The sequence below is a fragment of the Mycobacterium sp. IS-836 genome (assembly GCF_001954275.1).
GTDB lineage: Bacteria > Actinomycetota > Actinomycetes > Mycobacteriales > Mycobacteriaceae > Mycobacterium.
The window spans coordinates 120,011-142,176 of the sequence record NZ_MBEU01000068.1 but is presented as its reverse complement, the minus strand read 5'-3'; the positions used below and the strand labels follow the sequence as shown (position 1 = coordinate 142,176).

Below are 22,166 nucleotides of genomic sequence, written 5' to 3'. Positions count from 1 at the left end.
GATATTGACGACCGGCGCCGCGCAGCCTCAGGAAACTTTCGGCGGCGCGTAGGCGGGCTTGCCCAGCCCAAGCGCGTACTGGCCGATCATGTTTCGGAACACCTCTAGCGTGCCGCCGTAGATTCCGACCAAGGGAGCGAACCGGTAGGCGTATTCCGCGCTGCCGTCGTCGGCGGCCCCGTCGGTCCCATATGGCAGGGCCGACGCCGCTCCGAGGATGTCCATCAGCTCCGGGGAGATCTCCCGCATCGTTTGCGCGATGGCGACTCTGCCGTAGATGTTCGGGGACGACAGCGCCGCCTCCAGCCGAGAGAAGCTGCGGCCCAGTCGGTACGCGACCGACTTGTCATCGACGAGCCGGCGGCCGTCGGGGCCGGGCTGCGCCACGCGCACCACGGCCTTGTCCACCGCCTCGGCCAGCGAACCGGCTTGGTGCATCATGATCGACGTGTCCTGCAGCCCGTCGGGCGCGGCGGCGACCGCGCCGTGCTCGGTGTTGAGTGGCTCCCGCAGCACCGTCCAGCCCGCGTTCACGTCGCCGAGCCGATACTTGTCGTCAACGCGGACGTCGCTGTAGTAGACGATGTTGGTCCGGTCGCCGTCGACCGTGCGGATGCCCTGGATTTCGATGCCCGGGCTATCCAGTGGCACCAGAAACATGGTCAGGCTCTTGTGTTTCGGCGCGCCGGGGTCGGTGTTGGTGATCAGAAAGACGTACTGGCAGTTGTGCGCGCCGGTGGTGAACATCTTGGAGCCATTGATCACCCAGCTAGATCCATCGGCCTCCCGCACCGCCCGGGTTTTGCAGGTGGCGACGTCGGAGCCGCCTTCGGGTTCGGTGTAGCCCAGGCACAGCCGAACCTCGCCGCTGAAGACCTTGGGCAGCACCTCGTCGCGAACTTCCGGTGATCCGAACTTCTGCACCGAGCGCGCCACCATGGCGGTGGTCCCCCACGTCACCCACGGCACGTGCGCCCGGCGCTTCTCGAGCTCCCAGATGCGCCGATGCACCCGGCTGAACCCGCCTTCCGATTCGGGCTTCCACTCCTTGGCCAAATAGCCCGCGGCACCGAATTTGAGATGCAGACCTTCATCGAAGTTGTCGCCGGTCTCGCGGTCTCGCCGCCTGACCTCTTCGGTCATGTGGGTGCCGAGAAAGTTCCGCGCCTCGTCGAGGAAGGCCTGGTCCGCGTCGGACAGCTCAACCCGGGAGAAATCCATCGCTTTTCTGCTCCTGTCCTACCGTTGGGGGGCGTATTCTCGGGCGGTCACGATCTCGGCAACCCGCTGGGCGGTGGCACCCGGGTCGCCGCCCGCCAGCGGCCATCCCCTCGCTCGGACCAGATACGCCGTCGCGGCAGCCTCCGACGAAACCCCGAGGCCGCCTTGGATGTGCACTGCCATGGTTGCCGCCTTGGCGGCCTCCTCGGCCATGAACACGAATGCCGACGGCGCCAGCTCGGGTCGTTCGTCGGGTTCGTTGTCCAGGAACCACGCGGCACGGCGGGCGAGGTTCCGTCCGCCCTGGACGGTGATGGCCATGTTCGCCAGGGGATGCGAAATCGCCTGCAGCGTCGAGATGGGCACGCCCAGCGTGTAGCGGGATTTGGCGAACTCCGCGGCGATGGTCATCGTTTCCTCGACCAGGCCGACCAGGGCCGCCGCGGTCAGCAACCGCCATTCATCCAGGGCCCGTTGATAATTCGCGACCGCGTCGGGTCCTTCGGCGATGACCGTTTGAGCGTCGGCGGCGGCCGGATCCACCCACGCCATCGGTAGCCGGCCGATGTTGTCGACCTTGGCCGGCCGGGTGCCGAAAGTCAGCCGTACCACCTGATCGCCGTCACGAATGATGGTGTGGTCGGCGATCGATCCGGTCGGTATGAGGCGCGGGCCCGGCGCGCCGTCGAGGCGCGCATCGAGGGCGGCGAGCTGTTCTCCATTGGTCACGCCGGCGGTATCGGCGCCCAGTGCGCCCAGGCGTCCCAGCAACCGGGCCGCGCAGACATGGTCGATCCACGGGACCGGCGCAAGCGACCGGCCGATCTCTTCGGCCACCAATGTCAGGTCGACCAGCGTCGCCCCGTCACCGCCACACGATTCCGGCAGCGCCATCGTGGTCGCGCCCATCGCGCACAACCGCTCCCAGAGGTTCTTGTCGAAGCCGGAAGGCTCTGCGGCGCGCACCGTTTCGATCGAGCAGTGGGTTTTGAAGAACTGCCTGTACGCGTCTTGCAGGGCCACGTGGTCGTCGGACAGGCTGTAGTCCAGCCTGCGCAATTCGAAGCGGTCCATGGTCAGTGCTCCTGTCCGAAGAAGAATTCCCGCGCGTTGTTGTAGAGGTAGTTGTCCAGGACCTCGGCCGGCAGGTCCAGCGCACGGGCTTCGGGTATCACGCGGCGCATGCGCAGAACCGGCCAGTCGGACGCATAGATCACCTTGTCGGGTCCGCGCGTGCGCATGTAGTGCAGCAGGCTTTCCGGTAGCCGTTTCGGTGACCATGCCGACGTCATCAACCGCAGGTTGGCGTACTTGAGCAGCAACCGGATCGCGACGTCCCACCACGGGTCGGCGCCGTGGATCATGCACAGCTTCAGCTCCGGAAAACGCACGCACACCCGGTCCAGGTGCATGGGGTGCTGCACCTCTCCCGGAATCGGCGGGCCCGGGATGCCGGTGTTGACGCACAGCGGCAGGTCCAGCTCCGCGCATTTGGCGTAGAGCGGATAGTAGACGGCGTCGCTGGGCGGGTACTGCCCATCACCCCAAAAGCTCGGCCCCACAACCGCATACGCGACCGGCAGGTCGCCGACGACCGCGCTCAGTTCGCGCAGTGACCGCACCGGACGCAGCAGGTTGACCCCGCCCATGGCCAGCGCGAACCGATCCGGCTTGGCTTCGACGAACTTGCGAGCGGTGGTCGACGGATTGGCGAGCGAGTCCATCAGGATCGCCTTCTGCACGCCCTGCTCGTCCATCTCGTCGAGCAGCTCGGACAGGTCGACCGGAGCGAACATCGACTCCGGCCCCTTGAAGTAGTCGTCGCGGACCTTGAGCATCCAGGAGGGCTGGGAATCCGTCTCACCGAAGTGCACATTGATCAGGCAGTCGATCGCTCCTGTGTTCATGACACCTTCTGTTCGGCTTGCTCTCGGGCCCAGCGATAGTTGGGCTTGCCGTTGCCGAGCCGCTGAATCTGCTCGACGAAGATGAATGCCTTGGGCGCCTTGAAATGCGCGAGCCGCGCGGTGCAGAAGGTGTAGAGGTCCTGCCCGTCTCCGGCGAGGTCGGCGCCCGGGTGTGCGGCGACGAGCGCGACGACTTCCTGGCCCCACCGTTCGCTCGGGCGCCCGACCACGAGGGCGTCGGCGATGCCCGGATGTGCGCGCAGCACCTCTTCGACCTCTTCGACGAAGACCTTTTCGCCCCCGGTGTTGACCACGAGGGAATCGCGGCCGAAAAGGCGGATGGTGCCGTCCTTTTCAAGGGACGCCCGGTCGCCGGGGATCACGACCCGCTGGCCGTCGATTTCCGGGAAGGTGCGTTGGGTGCCGTCGGGATCGCTGAAGTATCCGAGCGGAATCCGGCCGGTCCTCGCGGCCCACCCGACTTCCCGCTCACCGGGCTCCAGGAACCGGCTGCGGTCGGCGGAGACGACGGTGGCGCCGACCCTGGGTTCGAAGGTTTCGCTGGCGTGCCCGTCGCGGCTGTGCCCGAATGCCATGTTTCCGGATTCCGACGATCCGTAGCCTTCGATGATGGTGATGTGTGGCAGGCATTCCATCAGTGCCCGTTTGTATTTCGCATTGGTGGCCGCGCCGCCGGTGCCGATGGCGTTCAGCGCCGACAGATCGTAGGTGTGCGCGCGTAGTTCGGCGACCAGCGGGCCGGCGTACGCGTCGCCGACCATGGTCATCATGCCCACCTTTTCCCGCTCGGCGGTTTTCCACACCGACCGGACGTCGAGCTTGTGGCGATCGTCGTAGAGCACCACGGGCAGGCCCGCACAGAGCGCCGCGAACGCCGTCCACATCCCCGCCGCATGCATCAGCGGCGAGACCGCAAACCAAGGCGGGCCGCCGGAGCGGACCTTGTCGTGGATCTCGGTGACGCTGTCGTGGTCGGCGCCCACCATCGACGACACGTACATGTCGCTTTGGCGCCACAGCACTCCCTTGGGCCGTCCGGTGGTCCCGCCGGTACACATCATGATCAGATCGTCCGGCGATCCAACCAGGTCGAGATCGGCCGCACCGGCGGCCAAGGCGTCATCGAGCGAGATGGCTCCCGGCAATTGGCCAGCGCCGCTTCCGTCGTCGACCGACACCAGCAACTCAGTTCCGTTGGGCGGCAAGACCTCGGCGAACCGGGCGCCGAGCGAGCGGTGATAGATGATGCCCCGGGGACGGATGTAGTCAAGCAGGTCACGGATCTCGCGCGCCGAGTAGTGATGGTTCACGTTGACCGGAACCACGCGCGCCTTCAGGCATCCGATCAGCATGTCCGGATACAGGTCGTTGTACATGATGAGCGCGATCCGGTCCTGGCCACATTCCCATCGTTCAAGCGTGTCGCGCGACGCGTAAACCCCGAATCCCTTATCGACTAGGAAATTTGCCAGCCTATTGGTTCGAACAGCCGAGTCGGCGAAGGTGCTGCGCCGGTCGCCGCAGGCGGTCATCAGGCGGTCGGGTACCACCTCGGCGATAGCGTCGAGCACCGCACCGACGGTCCATTCGCTCACCGGGCCGGCCGCCTAGGCCGCCACTGGGGCTTTGACGCCCAGCAGGTCTAAGGCGTTGTCGCGCATGATCTTTCGAATATCGGCTTCGCTGAAATCCTTGAGCTCTTCGACAAACGACACCGGCGACTCGAGGCCCTCGCCATGCGGCCAGTCGGAGCCGAACAGAATCTTGTCGACGCCGATGACTTGCGCCAACTCCGGCAAATCGTCCTCGTAGTAGGGGGCGATCCAGACGTTGTTGCGCAATTGCTCCACCGGGTCCTCGGGGAAATCACGGGGCTGGGTGTTGGCCGCCTTCTTGAGGCGCTTGACCAGCCGGTGGACGAAGTACGAACCGTTTTCGATGCTCACCGCCTTGAGTTTCGGATGCCGGGTGAACACGCCGTGCACGATCATCGAGGCCATCGTGTCGTGGATTGCGCGGTCGTCGAGAAGAACGTTATCCAGCGGGTCCTTGGCGCCGAACCCCTCGAACGTCGACTTGCCGCCCCACGCCGCCGCGATGTGCAGATAACCGCTGTCGCTCAGGTGGAATCCCACCGGAACCCCCGCCTCGGCGAGCCGCGCCCATACCGGATCGTGGCTGCGATCACCCAGTGACCGCGGCTTGACCAGGCCGGGCACCGGCGCCGGTCGCACCAACACAAGCTTGGCGCCGCGCTCCAACACGAACTCCAACTCGGCGAGGGCCTGGACCGGATCGGCCAACGAGATGATCGGCGCGGCGATGATCCGATGGTCGGGCCGGTCGAAGCCCCAGTCCTCGTCCAGCCACAGGTTGAAGGCGTGCACCGACGCCATCGTCGCCTCGATGTCGTGCTTGAGCGCCTCCTCGACCCCGCACCCGAATGTCGGCAGCATGAACACGGTCTCGATGTCCTGGGTGTCCATCACCTCAATGCGCGCATCACGGTTCTGGTACTCGGGATGTTCGGCCAGTCGCTCGACCTTCATCAGTGACGCCGGGTCGACGCCTTCGGGAATCTCGCCGCGGAACAACAAGTCCAGGCAGCCCGGCACGATGATTGGGTCGAAGGTGGGATTGGGAACGAAATGGTTGACCCGGCCCCCGATCACGGCCAGAGTGCGCTTGCCGTGGGTGACCATCTGCACGCCGCGGCTCTTGAACGCCTTGTCCAGGTGGCGGGTGAACGCATCGAGCGGTTCGTAGTAGTGGTTGTCGACGTCAATCGCCTTGTACCGCAGGCTACTCATCATGATTCCTTTCCAGTACCCGCGAGCGAGGGAAACTGCGGCGGGCGCTTCTCGAGGAAGCTGGTAATCCCTTCGATGACGTCAGGCCGCGGCATCGCCTCGTGCAGCAACACCTCGGCAAGAGCAGTGGCTTCCACGACGTCGCGCGTCGCGTCGCCGTATACCTGCGTCTTGATCACCGCCATCGACGCCGGCGAGCAATTGCGCGCGATGTCCTCGGCATAGTCGAGCGCGCGCTTCATCAGGTCGTCCGGCGCGACGACCTCTTTGACGAGACCCAGCTGGGCGGCCTCTTCGGCGAGAAAGGTGCGCCCGCTCAGTAGCAGGTCGAGAGCGACGCCCCAGTTGGTCAGTCGCGGAAGTATCCAGGAGATGCCGAACTCCGCGATCAGCCCGCGGCGGGCGAACACGGCGGCGAACTTCGCTCCGGCGGCGGCAAATCGGACGTCGCACATCAGGGCCTGGGTGAGACCGATGCCGACGCAGGAACCGTTGATCGCGGCGATGACGGGTTTGCGCAGCGTGGTCACGAAATGCGGCGGGCGTTCGCCGACCAGGTCGGCCAGGTCGGTCTGACCCGCCTTCTCCATGGTCTCGCCCATTTTGTCCGCCGAACCGGGCGCGCCCAGATAGGCGCCGGCGCAGAATCCCCTGCCCCGGCCGGTCAGCACGATCACCCGGACGTCCGGGTCCTGTTCGGCGCGGTCGACGGCGGCGTAGAACCCGGCGGCAAGGTCGGGGCCCCAGGCGTTGAGGCGCTCCGGGCGATTGAACGTGAGGATCGCGATTCCACTGTCGGTGGCCTCGTACAGCACCGCGTCTTCGGCGTCTGAGGCGCCGTCGCTGCCGGACATCGTGCGCGGCACCCCCTCGTACTTGACTGCCGGATTCGGTGGGCTTTTTGTACCCATACTGTATACCTATCGGTACCGCATTCCACAACTGCCACCGAGGCCACACGAAACCCAGGCCAAACAGCGAATTCCGGGTCGCCGAGGTTGTCGACCGGGGCCGCGAATCCCCCGCTCAGGAAGCGATCGGATCACTCGCGCCTCGGGTGTGGCGAGCGACACGCCGCGAACACGTTTTGTCCCGCCCGGTGACCGGGAAGACGAAGACGAGACATCCATTAGCGAGGGGAGGGAATGCAATGGTTGACATCAAGAGCGGTGTGGCGGAAGCCGTCAAGGGCGTCGTGGAAGACGTGAAGGGCAAGGCCAAGGTCGTCGTCGGCGCGGTGATCGGTCGTGACGACTTGTTCAACGAGGGTAAGGCCCAGCAGGACAAGGCCCAGGCCCAGCGCAATGCGGCGAAGAAGGAGGCCGAAGCCGAATCCGCCCGCAGCGCGGCCAAGCTTGCCGAGAAGCGCCAGCAGGCCGAACAACATTAAGCACGAACCGTACGGCGAAGGCCCGGCCCATTGGGGGTCGGGCCTTTCGCCTTTGAAAATAACGTGCTGCCAATCGTTTTCGCGCGAAAGCTACTGGTCGATGAGCCCCAACCGGCGATAGGCCTTCTCGATCTGCGCCTTGGCCTCGGGCGGCAACACCGCTTGGGGCGGCCGGGAATGCGGATAGTCACCTATCGGCAGACCCAGCAGCGAGGCGGCGTACTTGAACGCGCCACCCCAGTGCGTGAAGTAATCCGATCGCCCCGGGTAGCAGGTCCACCAAGACCCGATGTCCAGGTCGAACTGATCCATCCCGGACTCGCGCCCGTAGTCCATCGCCTCGAGGAGTTTGTCGTTGCACACCAGATCCCAGTACTCGGAAAACAGTCGCCGCTTGGGAGTCTCGAACAGATAGCCGGCCGTACCCAATTGCGCCGGGCACACGATGCCGGCACGCAACCACCCCGCGCGGTACACGGTCCGGTCGCATTCCCAGACCGCCAAGTCGGGCGCCAACTCGTGCAGCCGCCGGCTCGCCTCCGGCCGGAAGGCGCCCTCCTTGGTGGCGCACACGGCGGGTACCTCGTCGTAGATCCGCGCACTTTCGGCCGGGGTCAACACGTAGCCGGACGACGGGGAGTTGAACATTCCCAACGCGATATCCGTGCGCGCGGCGATGTACTTGAAGAACCTCAACACGCCCTCGCCGCCGTGGGCCTCCATCATCGGCGTTTGGATGTAGGCGATGTCGGCGCCCACCTCTTGCGCGTGGAGCGTCAACGCCAAACAGTCCTTCGCCGACATCGCGGCCGTGCAGGCCTGCACGACGACATCCGGATTCAGCCTGCGCGCCTCCTCGATCGCCACCTCTAACAGACGTCTGCGCTCATCGAGGGTCAGCGACCAGAACTCGGCGATGCCACTGGTGCACCACAACATCGGGTGGCCGAGGTCGCCGACGCAGTAGCGCACCAGCGTCCGATAGGCGTCCCAGTCGATTTCATCACCGTCGGTCCCGCAGAACGGGGTATAGAGGGAGTCGCCGATTCCCCGCAACGCCCCTCGCGCCCAAACACGAGCCTCGGCAGCCGTCGCCATAGTGCACTCCTTATGCGAGCCAAACGATTTGGAAGTCAGGTGAAGTCGGAACCACCGTCGACGTTGATGTTGGCCCCGGTCATGTAGGAGTTCCGCCGCGACGCGAGGAACGCGGCGACGGGCCCGATTTCTTCGGGTAGCCCGGCCCGAGGCATTTGCGCCGGATGCCCGAAGTGCTTGCCGATTGCCTCCATCAGGCGATAGGGATCGCTCCCGTCGACGCCGACCGAATTCGCCCAGCCGACGAGCGACTCGGACGCGATGCTGCCCGGCGACACGACGTTGACCAGAATCTCGTCCTTCGCCAGCAACAGGGACAGGTTTTTCGAGACGCTGGTCAGCATTGACTTGGCCGCCGTATAGGCGGGCAGCATCACACTTTGTCGCTGCGTCGAGTGCGCCGAAAAGTTGACGATCCGAGCCCATTGCGCGTTGCGCAGCAACGGAAGTGCGGCGCGAACACAACGAACCATCCCCATTACGCCGTCTTCGACGGCCTGGCGCCACTGGTCGTCGGTCAGGACTTCGAAGGTGCCTGGCGCGCCCGGCCCGACGGTATTGATGAGCACGTTGAGTTCGCCGTTCCACCGCTGCCCAAGCTCGGCGAAGACCTTGTCGACCTCGCCGGCGTCACCGATGTCGGCGGCGAACCCGAGGGCATCGGGACTGCCGCGCCCCGCCAAATCCGCCACCGCGCTGTCGAGGCTCGCTCGGGTCCGGCCGACGACCGCTACGCGGGCGCCTTCCTCAGCGAGGCAGCGCGCCGTCGCCAGGCCCATGCCGCGGCTACCGCCGACGACCACCGCCGAGGCGTTCGCCAGCCCTAAATCCATGGCGCGATCCGCGGCTCATCGGGAGATTCACCCAGAAGGTTGCGCCCGGCCATCTTCGCCCGTCCAGCCTTATTTACCAAAAAGCCTACGATAGGTATTACAGTAGCAGATGGAAATCCGCACGAGAGCCGAGTTGACTGGTCAAAGGCGAACAGCGACACGCCCGCGTATGCGCAGGTGGGAAAGGATCTGCCGGTAGATTCACCTGCACGGGTGGCGCGGTTCTTCCAGACCGCAGACGCAGGATACATTTTGATGGAGGTGCCCGTAGTGGCAAAGCAGGCAACCGCCGATAAGCGGCAGCGACGCGAACGCGGATCCATCAATCCCGATGACATCATCAGCGGCGCATTCGAACTCGCAGAGCAGGTATCGATCGACAACCTGAGCATGCCGCTGCTCGGCAAACACCTCGGCGTCGGCGTCACCAGCATCTACTGGTACTTCCGCAAGAAGGACGATCTGCTCAACGCGATGACCGATCGCGCCTTGAGCAAGTACGTGTTTGCCACCCCGTACGTCGAAGCGAACGACTGGCGCGAGACTTTGCGCAACCACGCACGTTTGATGCGTAAGACGTTCATGGGCAACCCAATTCTGTGCGACCTGATTCTGATTCGCGCGGCGCTCAGCCCCAAAGCCGCCCGCCTGGGGGCCCAGGAGATGGAAAAAGCGATCGCCAACCTGGTCGAGGCCGGCCTGACGCCCGAGGATGCCTTTGACACCTACTCCGCGATTTCGATGCACGTCCGCGGGTCGGTGGTGCTGCAGCGGCTCTACGAAAAGAACCAATCGACGGACCTCGGACAGCGCGCAATCGAGGACGCCGTCGCCATCGATCCCGGGACCACTCCCCTGCTGGCCCAAGTCACCGGAATCGGCCACCGCATCGGGGCTCCCGACGAGACCAATTTCGAATACGGCCTCAACTGCATCCTCGACCACGCCGACCGGTTGATCGAAGAGGGCAAGGGGGCGAAGGGCGCCAAGTCGGCGCCGTCGCGGCAACGCAAGGCGGCCAAGTCACCCGCTCAGCGGGCGCGAAGCAAGGCGGCTGCGGCACGTTAGCCCCCGGCTGGCCCAATCGAATCGGGTTATCACGCTTCGGGTTCCGGCACGTGGAAGTGCTCATCACGTAGCCGAAATGCTTCCTTGGTGCCGTGCTGTGCGCGGGTCTTGACGAAGTTGAATTCGTCCGGCCCGAACTGCAAGTTGGTGCCGAAGGCGTGGAACAGATAGCTCGCCACCTCCTCGCCCTGGTACGCCTGGGTCTGCTCGACGAGGCGGAACGCCTCCTTGGCGATGACGACTCCATCCGCCGGCATCTTGGCCGCCTTCTCCGCCCAGTACTGGGCGCGCACCGTGACGTAGCCGGGATCGCATGTGTCAGTGAAGATTCCGAGCTGCTCGATGTCGCCGGCTTCGATTACGTCGCCGGTCAGCAGCAGACGCCGGGCCAGCACGGGTCCCAGCCGGTGGAAGAACATGTGCAGGCTGCCGAGCGCGGGCCCGAGGAAGCGCGTCGCCGGCATGCCGATCTTGGTGTCGCGCGCGATGACGGAGATGTCGGTCATCAGCGCCATCTCGAAGCCGCCGCCCAGGGCGTAGCCGGCGATCTCACCGACCGTTACCTTGGGGAAGCCCAGCAAGTTGTGGTAGAAGCCAAATGACTTGCGGTCCACGGTGAGTCGCCTGCGCTGGCTGGGACGGCGCTTGGCCGCCTCATCGTCCTGGCCGCCCTCCTTGCCATACCAGCCGTACGCGTTGTTCATGTCGGCGCCGGTGCTGAAGACGCCGTCGGCCCCGCGCAGCAGGACCACCGTGAGGTCGTCGTCGTCGGCCACGCGATCCAGGTAACGGGCGACGGCGTCGCGCATGGCGGCATCGTAGGAGTTGCGTTGCGTGGGATTGTTCAGCGTGATCGTCGCGATTCGCCGCTCCGGATCGACGTCGAAAAGTACACGATCGTCCGGGTCGCCCGAGGCAGTCATCCGTCGGATTCCTTTCGCCGCCTGCCGAATTTGAATCCGGTCAGTTTCTCCGGCGGCGAGGCCAACGTGTTGACCTCACCGATGCACAGCACTTCGTCGTCGAGCAGGAGCCGGGCCGTCGACGTGATCCCCCGTTCGGCCGGCGAGCGAACGATGTCGAACCGCAGCTCGGTCAGGAGCGGCGTGGGGCGGCGGAACGTCACGAGCAGCGATCGCGTCTTGCCGGAAAGCCCGGTGACGCAATTGTGATGCTGTATGACGCAGTCGAAAAAGACGCCCAGAAAGCCGCCGTGCACCAGTCCGGGCGGCCCTTCGTAAACGACGGGAAAGGCGACGCGGCCGCCGGCCGTCTCGGCGTCGAGACGGTCGAACCCATACTCCGGAAAGCACGGGTTGTAGGCGCCGATGTCGGTGGCGTGATTGAGATAGACCCGCCGGGGATCGTCGTCCATCTCACCGATTCGGGGCGCGTAGTCCGTCGGTGCGGCGGCGTCCAGCTCGCTTTCCCATTCGGCGAACCTGGCCAGCATGACGTCGACCGTCGGGTGATCGTGCTCGAGGCTGAGCAGCAGCGAGCTGAGGCGCCGCATGGCGCCAGCGGCGGCCATGGTCTGGGCCAGCGGGGCCTCGCCGAATTTGGCGTCCGGACTGGCAGCGTGAGTGCCCGCCGAGGCGGGCGCGGCCTGCCCTCGCTCGAAGGCCATGCTTCCCTCTTTTCGCCGGGTCAGACCCGGGATATTTCCGTCGGCAGCGTTTCCTTGCTAACTTATACAGCGTATCAATCGTATTGCCTACTGTATGGGTAACCGTATCGGCGGAGAAAGGCCGGATTCGACGGTGAGTCACGAGGCCGAGAAGGCCGGTGCCGAGGGTTCGGTGAGTGCGCGCCGAGACGGCGCGGTCTTGCGGCTCACGCTCGACCGGCCATCCCGGCGTAATTCGTTGACCCAATTGATGATCGGGACTTTGGTCGAGGCGTTGACCGATGCCGCCGCCGACGACTCGCTGCGGGCGATTCACCTTCGGGGCGCCGGAGACGACTTCTGTGCGGGTGTCGATTGGGTGGCCACCAACGATCGGCAACGCCCGCGTACGGGCGATCTGGTGAGGCGCGTTCCCCACGAAGCCCACCGGGTGATCGAGCTCGTCGGAAGCATTCAACTGCCGGTGGTGTGCAGCGTGCAGGGACGGGCGGTGGGGTTTGGCTGCAACGTGGCGCTGGCCGCCGACTTCACCGTGGCCGCGACCGACGCGGTGTTCTGGGAGCCGTTCGTCGACCGTGGCTTCAGCCCTGATTCCGGCTCGACCTGGCTGCTCCCCCGGCTGGTCGGCCTGGCCCGGGCCAGGCGAATGCTGCTGCTCGGCGAGAAAGTCAGCGCGACGGATGCCGCCGACTGGGGATTGATTCATCAGGCGGTAAGGCCCGCCGAACTCGACGGCACCGCCGAGGAATTGGTGGGGCGGCTGGCAGGCGGGCCGACGGTCGCACTCGGGCTGGCCAAGCAAGCGCTGGGCTTCGGTCAGGATGCGACGCTGAGCCAGTCCCTGACCCAGGAGCTGTTCAATCTGGAACTATCGTGTCGGACAAGCGATTTCAAAGAAGGCCTGGACGCCTTTCGGCAACGCCGCGCCCCGAAGTTCAACGGCCGATGAGGAGCAGGTATGCCTACTGACTCGTTCGACACCATCAACTACGACGTCGACGGGCACACGGCCACCATCACGCTGAACCGGCCGGAGGCCCTCAACGCGCTAAGCCCGCACATGATCACCGAGCTGCGGGCCGCCTACGACGAGGCCGAGAACGACGAGAGGGTGTGGCTGCTCGTCGTGACCGGCACCGGACGCGCCTTCTGCACCGGGGCCGACGTGAAAGCCATTCCGGGCGACGGCAAGGTGATCAACGAACGGCCGTATTTGTCGACCTACGAACAGTGGGAGGCACCGCAGGAGGGCACACCGCCGTTTCGCACGATGGCCAAGCCGGTGCTCGCGGCGATCAACGGATTGTGTTGTGGCGCCGGGCTGGATTGGGTCACCACTGGAGACATTGTCATCGCGTCGGACAAAGCGACGTTCTTCGATCCCCATGTCAGCATCGGGCTCGTGGCCGGGCGTGAGGTGGTCCGGGTGGCGCGGGTGTTGCCGCGCTCGATTGCCCTGCGCATGGCTCTCATGGGCAAGCACGAGCGGATGAACGCACGGCGGGCATACGAGCTTGGGCTGATCAGCGAGGTCGTCGAACACGACCGTCTGCTGGAACGCGCCCACGAGATCGCGGACATCGTCAACTCCAATGCGCCACTGGCGGTCCGGGGCACCCGGCTCGCCATTATCAAAGGCCTGGACCTGCCACTGCACGAAGCCGAAATGCTGGCCGAGTCATTCCGCGAACGCAACCTGCACACCGAGGATTCTCTCGAGGGGCCTAAGGCCTTCGTGGAAAAGCGGAAGCCGGATTGGCAGTGTCGATGAATTTCGAAACCATCCTGCTCGACGTCGACCCCTCCGACCACGTCGCGACCATCACACTGAATCGGCCCGACCAACTCAACGCGTTCAACCGAACCATGTGCGAGGAGATGGCCGAAGCCTGGCGCGTGGTCAAACTCGATGACTCGGTGCACGCGGTCGTGCTGCGGGCGGCCGGCGACCGGGCGTTCAGTGCCGGCCTGGACATCAAGACGCCCTACGGCCAACCCGAAAACGTCTGGAACCACGAAGATCCCGGCGAGGCGCTCAGCCCCAAGTGGCAGAAGATGTTCAAACCCGTGGTATGCGCCGTCCAGGGCATGTGCACCGCGGGCGCGTTCTACTTCCTCAACGAATCCGACGTGGTCATCTGCTCAACGGATGCAACGTTTTTCGATTCACACGTGTCGGCCGGCCTGGTCTGCGCGTTGGAGCCGATCGGCCTGATGCGGCGCATCGGTCTGGGTCAGACGCTGCGGATCGCGCTCATGGGCAACGACGAACGGGTCGGTGCCGACACCGCGCTGCGAATCGGCTTGGTATCGGAGGTTGTCTCTCCCGACCAGCTGTGGGACCGTGCCCGTGACATCGCCGCGGCGATCGCCGCCAAGCCGCCGTCGGCGACCCAGGGCACCGTGAAGGCGATCTGGGAGTCGCTGGACAAGCCGTATCGAGCAGCATTGGAGCAGGGGCTGATCTACACCCGGCTGGGAAACCCGCTCGGCACCGCCGAGTTAGCCACCCAGCAGAGCGAGGGCCCCCGCCAGCCGAAGATCCGCTGATGCCTCCTCACCCACTCAGCCAGCGCATCGCGGAAGTACTTGACCTGCAGCCGGACTCGCACGCCATCGAGTATGATGGCCAGTGGTTGTCGTGGCGTCAAGTTGGCGATGCGGCATCGCATGTCGCGTCCCTCACCGCCAACCACAAGGCCGGGATCGGGATGCTGCTGCGCAACCGGCCGGCGCACGTCGCGGCATTCCTCGGTGTGCTGCTGGGCGGCGGAACTGTGGTCACCATCAACCCATCTCGGGGCGATGAGCGCACCCGAGCCGATATCGCCGCGCTACAACTGCCATTGGTCCTCGGCGAACCCGACGACCTGGCGACGCTGGTCAGCCCGGAGACCCGGACCGTCGCGATCTCGGGCGCGTTGGACGATGCCGGCGGGTCGCCGCGACCGACGCCGCACACCGCCGACCCACCCGGCGTGGCGGTACGGATGCTGACCAGCGGAACCACCGGCACTCCCAAGCGAGTCGACCTCAGCTACGACATGCTGGCGCGCAGCGTGATGGGTCCCGCTCCGGAGAACGCTTCGGCGCCCACCCAGCTCAGGCGCGGAGTCGCGATCGTCAATTCCCCGCTGGTGCACATCGGCGGTGTGTTCCGCGTTCTGCAATGCATCGCCGAAGCGAGACCGTTTGTGCTGCTAGAAAGATTCGAACTCAACGCCTGGGCCGAAGCGGTGCGCAAGCACCGGCCCCGCGCGGTTTCGCTGGTACCGGCGGCATTGCGGACGGTGTTGCACTCCGATCTGCCGCGGGCCGACCTGGACAGCATTCGGGCGGTCACCTGCGGCACGGCTCCGCTCTCAGCCGACGACGCCGACGCCTTCACCGACAAATACGGCATCCCCGTGTTGACCTCCTATGCCGCAACCGAATTCGGCGGAGGAGTGGCCGGCTGGACGCTCACCGACTACCAGAAGTTCTGGCGCGCAAAACGTGGCAGCGTGGGCCGGGCCAACCCGGGTGCGCAGCTGCGGGTGGTCGGCGATGACGGCAAGACGCTCGAGCCGGACCGGGTGGGCCTGCTCGAGGTGAAACCCGGGCAACTCGGGCCGTCGGCAACGTGGATGCGGACCACGGATATGGCGCGAATCGACGCCGACGGCTTCGTGTGGATCGTCGGGCGGGCCGATCAAGCGATCATCCGCGGCGGGTTCAAGGTCATGCCCGACGACGTGCGCGTCGCGCTCGAGGGCCACCCTGCGGTGGCGGGCGCCGCGGTGGTCGGGCGACCCGATGAACGGCTCGGGGAGACTCCGGTCGCCGTGGTGGAACTGCGCGAAGCCGAATACACCGACGCCGACGCGCTGGTGGAGTATCTGCGAACGCGACTGGCCCGCTACGAGATTCCGACCGAAATTGCGATCGTCGACACGATCCCGCGAACACCGTCGGGTAAAGCCGATCTGCGTGCGGTCCAACGTTTCTTCGACGAATCCGCCGCGCAGCGAGACCATGCCCAGTGAGTTGACGGTCGCCGGTATCCTGCGGACCCAGGCGCAGCCGCGCGGTGACCACCCGCTTCTGGTCTCCGACTCCGACCGCATCACCTACGCCGAGGCCGATCGGCGGTCGGCCGAGCTCGCCCGCGGGCTGATCGCCCTCGGCGCAGGCAAGGGAACCCATGTCGGCCTGCTCTACCCAAACGGCCCCGAGTTCATCGTCGGGATGCTCGCGGCCGCGCGAATCGGCGCCGTCGTGATCCCGTTTTCGACTTTCGTCACCGCTCGCGAGCTGCGCGAGCAACTGGTCCACAGCGACGTCGAAATTCTCTTGAGCGCCGAATCGTTCCGCTCTCACCACTACGCGGAACGAATCGCCGGGGCGCTGGCCGACCCCCGCTTCGATTCGGGCGAACGCCTGTTCGTCACCGCCGCACCACAACTGCGCCGCGTTGCGCTCACGCACGAGCGCGTGTGCGGGCTGGCCGCGTCCGTCGAGCCCGCGCTGCTGGCCGCGATGGAACAGGATGTCGACGGCTGCGATCCGCTGGCCGTCGTCTACACGTCGGGATCGGCTAGCGCTCCCAAAGGAGTGGTGCACACCCACGCCGCCCTGCTCGAACATCAGCAAAACCTCAACGAGATCCGCGGCTTGACCGCGGCCGACAAGCTGTTATGCAATTCGCCGTTCTTCTGGATCGGCGGGTTCGCGTTCGGCCTGCTGGCCACGTTGGTTGCCGGGTCGACGCTGGTGTGCTCCAACGCCGGCTCTGACGCCAGCGGAGCCGGCGAGACGCTCGACCTGCTGGAGGCCGAAAAGCCAACCATGACCAACGGTTTTGCCGCGGCGGTCGCTCACCTGACCAACCATCCGAGCTTCGCCGAACGCGATCTGTCCTCGATGCGCCGGGGCAACCTGTACCCGATCATGCCGCCCGATATTCGCCCGGCCGACCCGGAGCTGCGTCACAACATGCTGGGCATGACCGAGGCCGGCAGCGTCGTATTGATCAGCGGCGACGAATCCGATCAACCCGAATCGCGGCGCGGGTCGTTCGGCAAGCCGGCGCCCGGATTCGAGACCATGGTCGTCGACCCGGATTCCGCGGGAGTCGGGGAGCTGTGCATCCGCGGGCCGTACGTGATGCAGCGGTATTACAAGCGCAGCCGCGAGGAATGCTTCGACGCCGACGGCTGGTTCCACACCGGCGATTTGGTGCGCGTCGATGCGGACGGCTTCTTTTATTTCGCCGGCCGGCTCAGCGCAATGATCAAAACGGCGGGCGCCAACGTCTCGGCGGCCGAGGTGGAGAAGGCCATCGCCAAGGTCACCGGCGCCGAGGCGCACGTCGTGGGCATACCGGACGCCGAGCGGGGGGAGTTGGTTGCGGCTGTCGTTGTCCAACCCAATATCGACGAAGGCGCGTTGCGAGAGCGGCTCAAGGCCGAATTGTCGGCGTACAAAATTCCGAGGCGATTCGCCGCCCTGACCCGTGCCGAAATACCGCTGCTGTCCAGCGGCAAGGTCGACACGCACCGGCTCAGGAAGCTGTTCGATGCCTGACACCATCGACCGGCTGGTCAGGTCGCGTGCCACACAGCACGGCGCCAAGCCGATGGTGATCGACCCGACGACCAGGATCAGCTACCTCGAACTCGACACAACCACGCGCGATTTGGCCGCGACCTTCGTCGACGCCGGCGTCGGAAAGGGCACGCGAGTCGGGCTCATCATGCCCAACTCCGTGCGCTGGGTGCAGGTGGCCGTCGCCCTGACCCGCATTGGCGCCGTGCTGGTTCCGCTGAGCACGCTGCTGCAAGCGGGCGAACTGGTCGCCCAGCTACGGGCCGCCTCGGTGCAGTTCCTGGTGAGCGTCGAGGAATTCCGCGGCCATCGCTACCTGGACGACGTCTGCTCCATGCCGCGGCTCGAACTTCCCGCCCTACGCGAAGTTTGGCCTGCCGACCGGTTTGACGACGCCGGGGCCGGCGAGGGTGCTCGCCGGATCGTCGACGCGATGACCGAAACGGTCACCCCTTCCGATCCGCTGGTCATCATGTTCACCTCTGGCAGCAGCGGAGCGCCCAAGGGCGTCATCCACTCGCATGGCAACGCATTGGGCGCGGTCGAGTCGGGCCTGGCGGCGCGCTGCATCACCACCGACACGCGCCTGTATCTCCCGATGCCGTTCTTCTGGGTTGGCGGCTTCGGCAGCGGGATCCTGTCGGCGCTGCTGGCCGGCGCCACCCTGGTGACCGAGGAAATCCCGCGTCCCGAAACCACCCTGCGGCTCCTCGAAACCGAGCGCGTCACATTGTTTCGCGGCTGGCCAGATCAGGCCGAGGCGCTGGCCCGGCACGCCGAAACGAATGGTGCCGATCTGTCGGCGTTGCGGCCCGGCAGCCTGGAAGCACTGTTGCCGCCCGAGCAGCGCGCCGCTCCCGGGGCGCGGGCCACGCTGTTCGGCATGACGGAGGCGTTCGGGCCCTACTGCGGCTATCCCGCCGACACCGACATGCCGCCGACGGCGTGGGGCAGCTGCGGAAAGCCCTTTGCCGGCATGGAGGTTCGCATCGTCGACAGTGACAACGGTGAGCCGGTTCCCGCGGGAACCGTTGGCACGATCCAGATTCGGGGACCGCACACACTGCGTGGCATTTGCCGACGCAGCCGCGAAGAACTGTTCACCGCCGACGGCTTCTACCCCACCGGCGACCTCGGCCACCTCGATCGAGACGGGTTCCTGTTCTACCACGGCAGATCCGACGACATGTTCAAGGTCAGCGGCGCGACCGTGTATCCGAGCGAGGTGGAACGCGCGCTGCGCACGATCGACGGCGTCCAGAACGCGTACGTCACCAACGTCTCCGATCCGTCGGGTGAGCGGGTCGGCGCGGCGGTGGTGTGCGCGGGGGCGCTGACCGCCGAACAGCTGAGCGTTTCGGCCCGAAAGTTGTTGAGCTCCTTCAAAGTGCCGACGCTGTGGCTGATTCTGCAATCCGACGACGACGTTCCGCGCGGCGGCACCGGCAAGGTCGACATCCCTCGTCTGCGGGGGGCACTGCTCGGCGCGGCGCGCGATTAACGACGACTGCCGGACACCGCCGACCGCGGCAGCCGGCCCGCGCGAGAATGCCCCGTCATGACTTCACCGTCGACCACCACGTCGAAGGCTAGATTCAGCCGGATGGGCTTGGTCACCGATTGACGCCATGTCAGCCGGGTGCCGTCCTCGACGATCTCGCTCGTAATGTCGTGCAACGGAACCGTTTCGGACTTATAGGTCGCGGTCCCACCGAGCCCGTCAGGAGACTCCCTGAACACATACTCCACGGCGAGTGTGCCGATCGGCGTTTTGATCGTGACGTCCCATTCGCCTTCGATACCCAACTCATGCCTCCACTGGTTCTCGCCCGCTTGGGCGCCACACGGTGCCCCGGCGCTCGTACTCGAAGAGTTCCTCGACGGCGTGCGCAATTCGTGGGCCGTACCACCGGTCCAGCAGGTAGAGACCCAAATCCAGCCCCGATGTCACCCCGCCCGCGGTGACCAGATCCCCGTCGTCGACGACCCGAGCCGCCACCGGGTGCACGCCGCAAGCCTCGAGTAACTCCAATCCCAAATGATGCGTCGTGGCGTGGCGTCCTTCGATCAGGCCCGCCATCGCCATCACCACCGATCCCCCGCACACCGCCGCCATCGTCACCTCCGGGTTGGCGAAAGCCTTCCGCAACAACGGCGTTAGCTCGGTCTGGCTTGCCCTGGCCAAAAGCACCGGAATGGTCTCGACGCCGTCATCCGGGTCCCCGGCCACGGGCCCGCTGGCGCCGGGCACGATGACACACCCGCGGCTGTCCGGATCAAGCGTGGCGGTGGCAGCCAACGCGAGTCCACGGGTTCCCCCGGTCACGCTGCGCGCCCCTTCCGCCGACACCAGCGTCACGGTCAGCTCGCCCCCGACGCTGTCGCTGCCCGCGGCCAGCACTTCTAACGGCCCGACGACGTCGAGCGGGTCGAACCCGTCGTACAGCACGATTTGCACATGCACTCCGCCATCGTCACGGGTCCGGCGGCAGTGAACCAGTGGCTGGAATGACACAATGCACCGGTATATTGCCAAGCCATGCACCGCGTGGCCGTCCTGGCGGAGCCGGACGTCATCGCGTTCGACCTCGCCATCGCGATCGAGGTATTCGGCCGTGTCCGGCTCGAGGACGGCGCGCCCGGCTACCGGGTCCGAGTGTGCGGTTGCGAGCCCCTCTTAGCGGCCGGACCGATCCGCATCTCCACCGACTTCGGCTTGGAAGAACTCCGCAACGCCGACACCATCGTCGTGCCTGGCCGCAACGATGTCACGGCGCCGGTTCGCGACGACGTCGCCATCGCGCTCAAGTCGGCCCACAGCCGCGGAGCTCGAATCGCCTCCATTTGCAGCGGGGCCTTTACCATGGCGGCCGCGGGCATCTTGGACGGCAGGCGCGCGACCACTCACTGGCTGGCAGCCGAATTGTTCTCTGCCGCTTATCCCAGCGTCCGGCTCGACGCCGATGCCCTCTACGTCGACGAGGGGCAGATTCTCACTTCGGCCGGAGCATCAGCGGGCCTAGACCTCTGCCTGCATATGGTTGCAAGCGACTACGGTTCTGCGGCGGCCGCCGACGCCGCTCGCTTGGCCGTCACCCCGCTCCATCGCACCGGCGGGCAAGCGCAATTCATCATCCGCAACCGCCGCATGTCCAACACCGAACTCGACGGCCTGCTGGCATGGATCGAGAACAACGCGCACCTGCCGCTGACCCTCCGCGGTATCGCGCGGCAGGCGTCCACCAGCGAGAGGACCATCAATCGGCGTTTCAAGCAAGAGACGGGGCAGACACCCATGCAGTGGGTCAACGGTATTCGGATCAAGCATGCGCAGGAGCTGCTGGAGAGAACGTCCGACAGCATCGAAAACGTCTCACGCCGAGTTGGTTTCGCATCGGCGACGAATTTCCGTGAACAGTTTCGCCGACTAGTCGGGGTGGCACCGCAGAGTTATCGCAATACATTCCGAGACAAGGCCGGCCGGTGACGAGTCAGGGGACGCGCGTCCAGGGTTGACAGTTCTGCGACTCGAAGGCCTTAACCGAGCTGTTGATATTGGCGAACATCGGACCGATAGAGGTGTTCGTCTGCAGTACATGGTCCTTGTTCGCATCGGGCGTGCTGTAGGTGAACCACGAGCACATCGAGTCCTGCGTCGGCACATTGTTGATCCAGACGCCAAAGGCTGACCCCGACCCGCCCGTGTGGTACAGGCCAGGTGCAATGTCGGGTCCTACGACAAAGACACCGTTGCCTGGGATCGGATCGAGCGGGTCGGCGATCGCCGGGGGCGCGAACGCGACCATGCATGCCGCGAACACGGACGACGTGCGAAGCAGTGGGGGCATTTCTCATCTCCATACCGTTGCCCACCCCAATGGCAGGGTAAGCCCCGCCGTGCTCGCACAACAACAGCTAGTCCCGTGAACCGTTTACCTCCACGACAACCCCATGGGCGGTGAGGTGGTCGATCAGCGGAACGGCGCCGGCGGCAAGGTGTTCTGACATCGCGGCCCGCGCGAGTTTGTCGTCGCGCTTTTTCAGCGCCGACAGGATCCGGCGATGGTCCTTCATCGACTGTTCCGGCCACCCTTTGATGTTGGGAAACACCGATTCCGGGGCGTAGCGGGTGATCTGCAACATCAGCTGGGCGAGCTTGGGTGAATCCGCGGCAACGTTGATGGCCCGATGGAATTCGTGGTTGAGACGAACGGTTCGCTCATGGTCGTCGCCGGCATAGGCGTCTTCGAGCTGCGCTTGGATCTCCTTGAGTTCACGCAACTGGTCGTCGGTGATGTTGAGAGCGGCGCGTGCGGCCAGCTCGCCGCCGACGTGAGCCTGCACGTTGGCGACGTCGGCGACATCGCGCCCGGTCACGGGCAACACCACGAATCCCCGGCGCGGCTGCTGGGCGATGAGGCCCTCGGCGCGCAGGGCGAACAGCGCCTCACGCACCGGGGTGACACTGATCCCCAGTTCCGCGGCAAGCTGGTCTAGCCGAACGTAGGATCCCGCGGCGTAGGTGCCGTCGAATATCCGGGTACGGACGAATCGCGCGACGTCCTCGGAAAGCTGAGGCCGCGCGGCGAAATCCGGAATGCTCAT

23 protein-coding genes are annotated in these 22,166 nt (G+C 65.7%); 9 read left to right on the top strand and 14 right to left on the bottom strand.

Annotated features, from left to right (window positions below; all coding sequences use genetic code 11):
- Positions 1 to 27 precede the first annotated feature (27 nt).
- From A5747_RS19130 to A5747_RS19105, 6 genes are read right to left on the bottom strand one after another with little or no spacing between them, the layout of a single operon-like run.
- Positions 28 to 1,221, bottom strand: a complete 1,194-nt coding sequence (locus tag A5747_RS19130; protein ID WP_076127125.1) for an acyl-CoA dehydrogenase family protein — start codon at positions 1,219 to 1,221, stop codon at positions 28 to 30.
- A gap of 18 nt (positions 1,222 to 1,239) precedes the next feature.
- Positions 1,240 to 2,295, bottom strand: a complete 1,056-nt coding sequence (locus A5747_RS19125) for an acyl-CoA dehydrogenase family protein (protein WP_076127123.1) — start codon at positions 2,293 to 2,295, stop codon at positions 1,240 to 1,242.
- Positions 2,296 to 2,297: 2 nt separating this feature from the next.
- Entirely contained in the window at positions 2,298 to 3,128 is an 831-nt protein-coding gene (locus tag A5747_RS19120) for an amidohydrolase family protein (RefSeq protein ID WP_076127121.1), read from the bottom strand.
- Positions 3,125 to 4,744, bottom strand: coding sequence for an acyl-CoA synthetase (locus A5747_RS19115; RefSeq protein WP_076127119.1), 1,620 nt, complete (start codon positions 4,742 to 4,744; stop codon positions 3,125 to 3,127). The genes A5747_RS19120 and A5747_RS19115 overlap by 4 nt, the downstream gene beginning before the upstream one ends.
- A 12-nt stretch (positions 4,745 to 4,756) precedes the next feature.
- A complete protein-coding gene (locus A5747_RS19110) occupies positions 4,757 to 5,959 on the bottom strand; it encodes an amidohydrolase family protein (RefSeq protein WP_076127117.1) in 1,203 nt (400 codons plus the stop codon).
- Positions 5,959 to 6,813: an enoyl-CoA hydratase gene (locus A5747_RS19105; protein WP_076127320.1), complete on the bottom strand. Its 855-nt coding sequence runs from the start codon at positions 6,811 to 6,813 to the stop codon at positions 5,959 to 5,961. Before A5747_RS19105 ends, A5747_RS19110 begins: the two co-directional genes overlap by 1 nt.
- A gap of 296 nt (positions 6,814 to 7,109) precedes the next feature.
- Here A5747_RS19105 and A5747_RS19100 point away from each other — a divergent pair, with 296 nt between their 5' ends.
- Complete coding sequence (locus A5747_RS19100) at positions 7,110 to 7,349, top strand: CsbD family protein (protein WP_076127115.1); 240 nt, start codon at positions 7,110 to 7,112, stop codon at positions 7,347 to 7,349.
- Positions 7,350 to 7,439: 90 nt separating this feature from the next.
- On the opposite strand, the gene A5747_RS19095 is transcribed toward A5747_RS19100, so the two are convergent.
- Positions 7,440 to 8,447 (bottom strand): dihydrodipicolinate synthase family protein, encoded by a 1,008-nt coding sequence (locus A5747_RS19095; RefSeq protein ID WP_076127113.1) that lies wholly within the window; start codon positions 8,445 to 8,447, stop codon positions 7,440 to 7,442.
- Positions 8,448 to 8,482: 35 nt separating this feature from the next.
- A complete protein-coding gene (locus A5747_RS19090) occupies positions 8,483 to 9,280 on the bottom strand; it encodes an SDR family NAD(P)-dependent oxidoreductase (protein WP_076127111.1) in 798 nt (265 codons plus the stop codon).
- Between the two features lie 255 nt (positions 9,281 to 9,535).
- On the opposite strand from A5747_RS19090, the gene A5747_RS19085 reads away from it, so the two are divergent.
- Entirely contained in the window at positions 9,536 to 10,348 is an 813-nt protein-coding gene (locus tag A5747_RS19085) for a TetR/AcrR family transcriptional regulator (RefSeq protein WP_076127318.1), read from the top strand.
- A gap of 29 nt (positions 10,349 to 10,377) precedes the next feature.
- Here A5747_RS19085 and A5747_RS19080 read toward each other — a convergent pair whose 3' ends face one another.
- Both A5747_RS19080 and A5747_RS19075 read right to left on the bottom strand, forming a co-directional pair.
- Complete coding sequence (locus A5747_RS19080) at positions 10,378 to 11,271, bottom strand: enoyl-CoA hydratase/isomerase family protein (RefSeq protein WP_076127109.1); 894 nt, start codon at positions 11,269 to 11,271, stop codon at positions 10,378 to 10,380.
- Positions 11,268 to 11,975 carry a hypothetical protein gene (locus A5747_RS19075; RefSeq protein WP_076127107.1) on the bottom strand — a complete coding sequence of 236 codons (708 nt, stop codon included), beginning with the start codon at positions 11,973 to 11,975 and terminating at the stop codon, positions 11,268 to 11,270. The genes A5747_RS19080 and A5747_RS19075 overlap by 4 nt, the downstream gene beginning before the upstream one ends.
- Before the next feature lie 94 nt (positions 11,976 to 12,069).
- Here A5747_RS19075 and A5747_RS19070 point away from each other — a divergent pair, with 94 nt between their 5' ends.
- From A5747_RS19070 to A5747_RS19045, 6 genes are read left to right on the top strand one after another with little or no spacing between them, the layout of a single operon-like run.
- Positions 12,070 to 12,924, top strand: a complete 855-nt coding sequence (locus A5747_RS19070; protein ID WP_369805142.1) for an enoyl-CoA hydratase/isomerase family protein — start codon at positions 12,070 to 12,072, stop codon at positions 12,922 to 12,924.
- Positions 12,925 to 12,933: 9 nt separating this feature from the next.
- Complete coding sequence (locus A5747_RS19065; RefSeq protein ID WP_076127104.1) at positions 12,934 to 13,746, top strand: enoyl-CoA hydratase/isomerase family protein; 813 nt, start codon at positions 12,934 to 12,936, stop codon at positions 13,744 to 13,746.
- Entirely contained in the window at positions 13,743 to 14,525 is a 783-nt protein-coding gene (locus A5747_RS19060; protein ID WP_076127102.1) for an enoyl-CoA hydratase/isomerase family protein, read from the top strand. The genes A5747_RS19065 and A5747_RS19060 overlap by 4 nt, the downstream gene beginning before the upstream one ends.
- Entirely contained in the window at positions 14,525 to 16,000 is a 1,476-nt protein-coding gene (locus A5747_RS19055) for a class I adenylate-forming enzyme family protein (protein WP_076127100.1), read from the top strand. The genes A5747_RS19060 and A5747_RS19055 overlap by 1 nt, the downstream gene beginning before the upstream one ends.
- A complete protein-coding gene (locus A5747_RS19050; RefSeq protein ID WP_076127098.1) occupies positions 15,990 to 17,540 on the top strand; it encodes a class I adenylate-forming enzyme family protein in 1,551 nt (516 codons plus the stop codon). Before A5747_RS19055 ends, A5747_RS19050 begins: the two co-directional genes overlap by 11 nt.
- On the top strand, positions 17,533 to 19,062 hold the full coding sequence (locus A5747_RS19045) for a class I adenylate-forming enzyme family protein (protein ID WP_076127096.1): 1,530 nt from the start codon (positions 17,533 to 17,535) through the stop codon (positions 19,060 to 19,062). The genes A5747_RS19050 and A5747_RS19045 overlap by 8 nt, the downstream gene beginning before the upstream one ends.
- Here the strand turns inward: A5747_RS19045 and A5747_RS19040 are convergent.
- Complete coding sequence (locus A5747_RS19040) at positions 19,059 to 19,367, bottom strand: hypothetical protein (protein ID WP_076127094.1); 309 nt, start codon at positions 19,365 to 19,367, stop codon at positions 19,059 to 19,061. The genes A5747_RS19045 and A5747_RS19040 overlap by 4 nt on opposite strands.
- A 1-nt stretch (position 19,368) precedes the next feature.
- Entirely contained in the window at positions 19,369 to 20,025 is a 657-nt protein-coding gene (locus A5747_RS19035) for a DJ-1/PfpI family protein (protein ID WP_076127092.1), read from the bottom strand.
- Between the two features lie 75 nt (positions 20,026 to 20,100).
- Here A5747_RS19035 and A5747_RS19030 point away from each other — a divergent pair, with 75 nt between their 5' ends.
- Positions 20,101 to 21,048 carry a GlxA family transcriptional regulator gene (locus A5747_RS19030; RefSeq protein WP_076127090.1) on the top strand — a complete coding sequence of 316 codons (948 nt, stop codon included), beginning with the start codon at positions 20,101 to 20,103 and terminating at the stop codon, positions 21,046 to 21,048.
- Positions 21,049 to 21,052: 4 nt separating this feature from the next.
- On the opposite strand, the gene A5747_RS19025 is transcribed toward A5747_RS19030, so the two are convergent.
- Together A5747_RS19025 and A5747_RS19020 are read right to left on the bottom strand one after the other, a co-directional pair.
- Positions 21,053 to 21,409: a hypothetical protein gene (locus A5747_RS19025; protein WP_076127087.1), complete on the bottom strand. Its 357-nt coding sequence runs from the start codon at positions 21,407 to 21,409 to the stop codon at positions 21,053 to 21,055.
- Positions 21,410 to 21,476: 67 nt separating this feature from the next.
- Positions 21,477 to 22,166 carry a GntR family transcriptional regulator gene (locus A5747_RS19020; protein ID WP_076127085.1) on the bottom strand — a complete coding sequence of 230 codons (690 nt, stop codon included), beginning with the start codon at positions 22,164 to 22,166 and terminating at the stop codon, positions 21,477 to 21,479.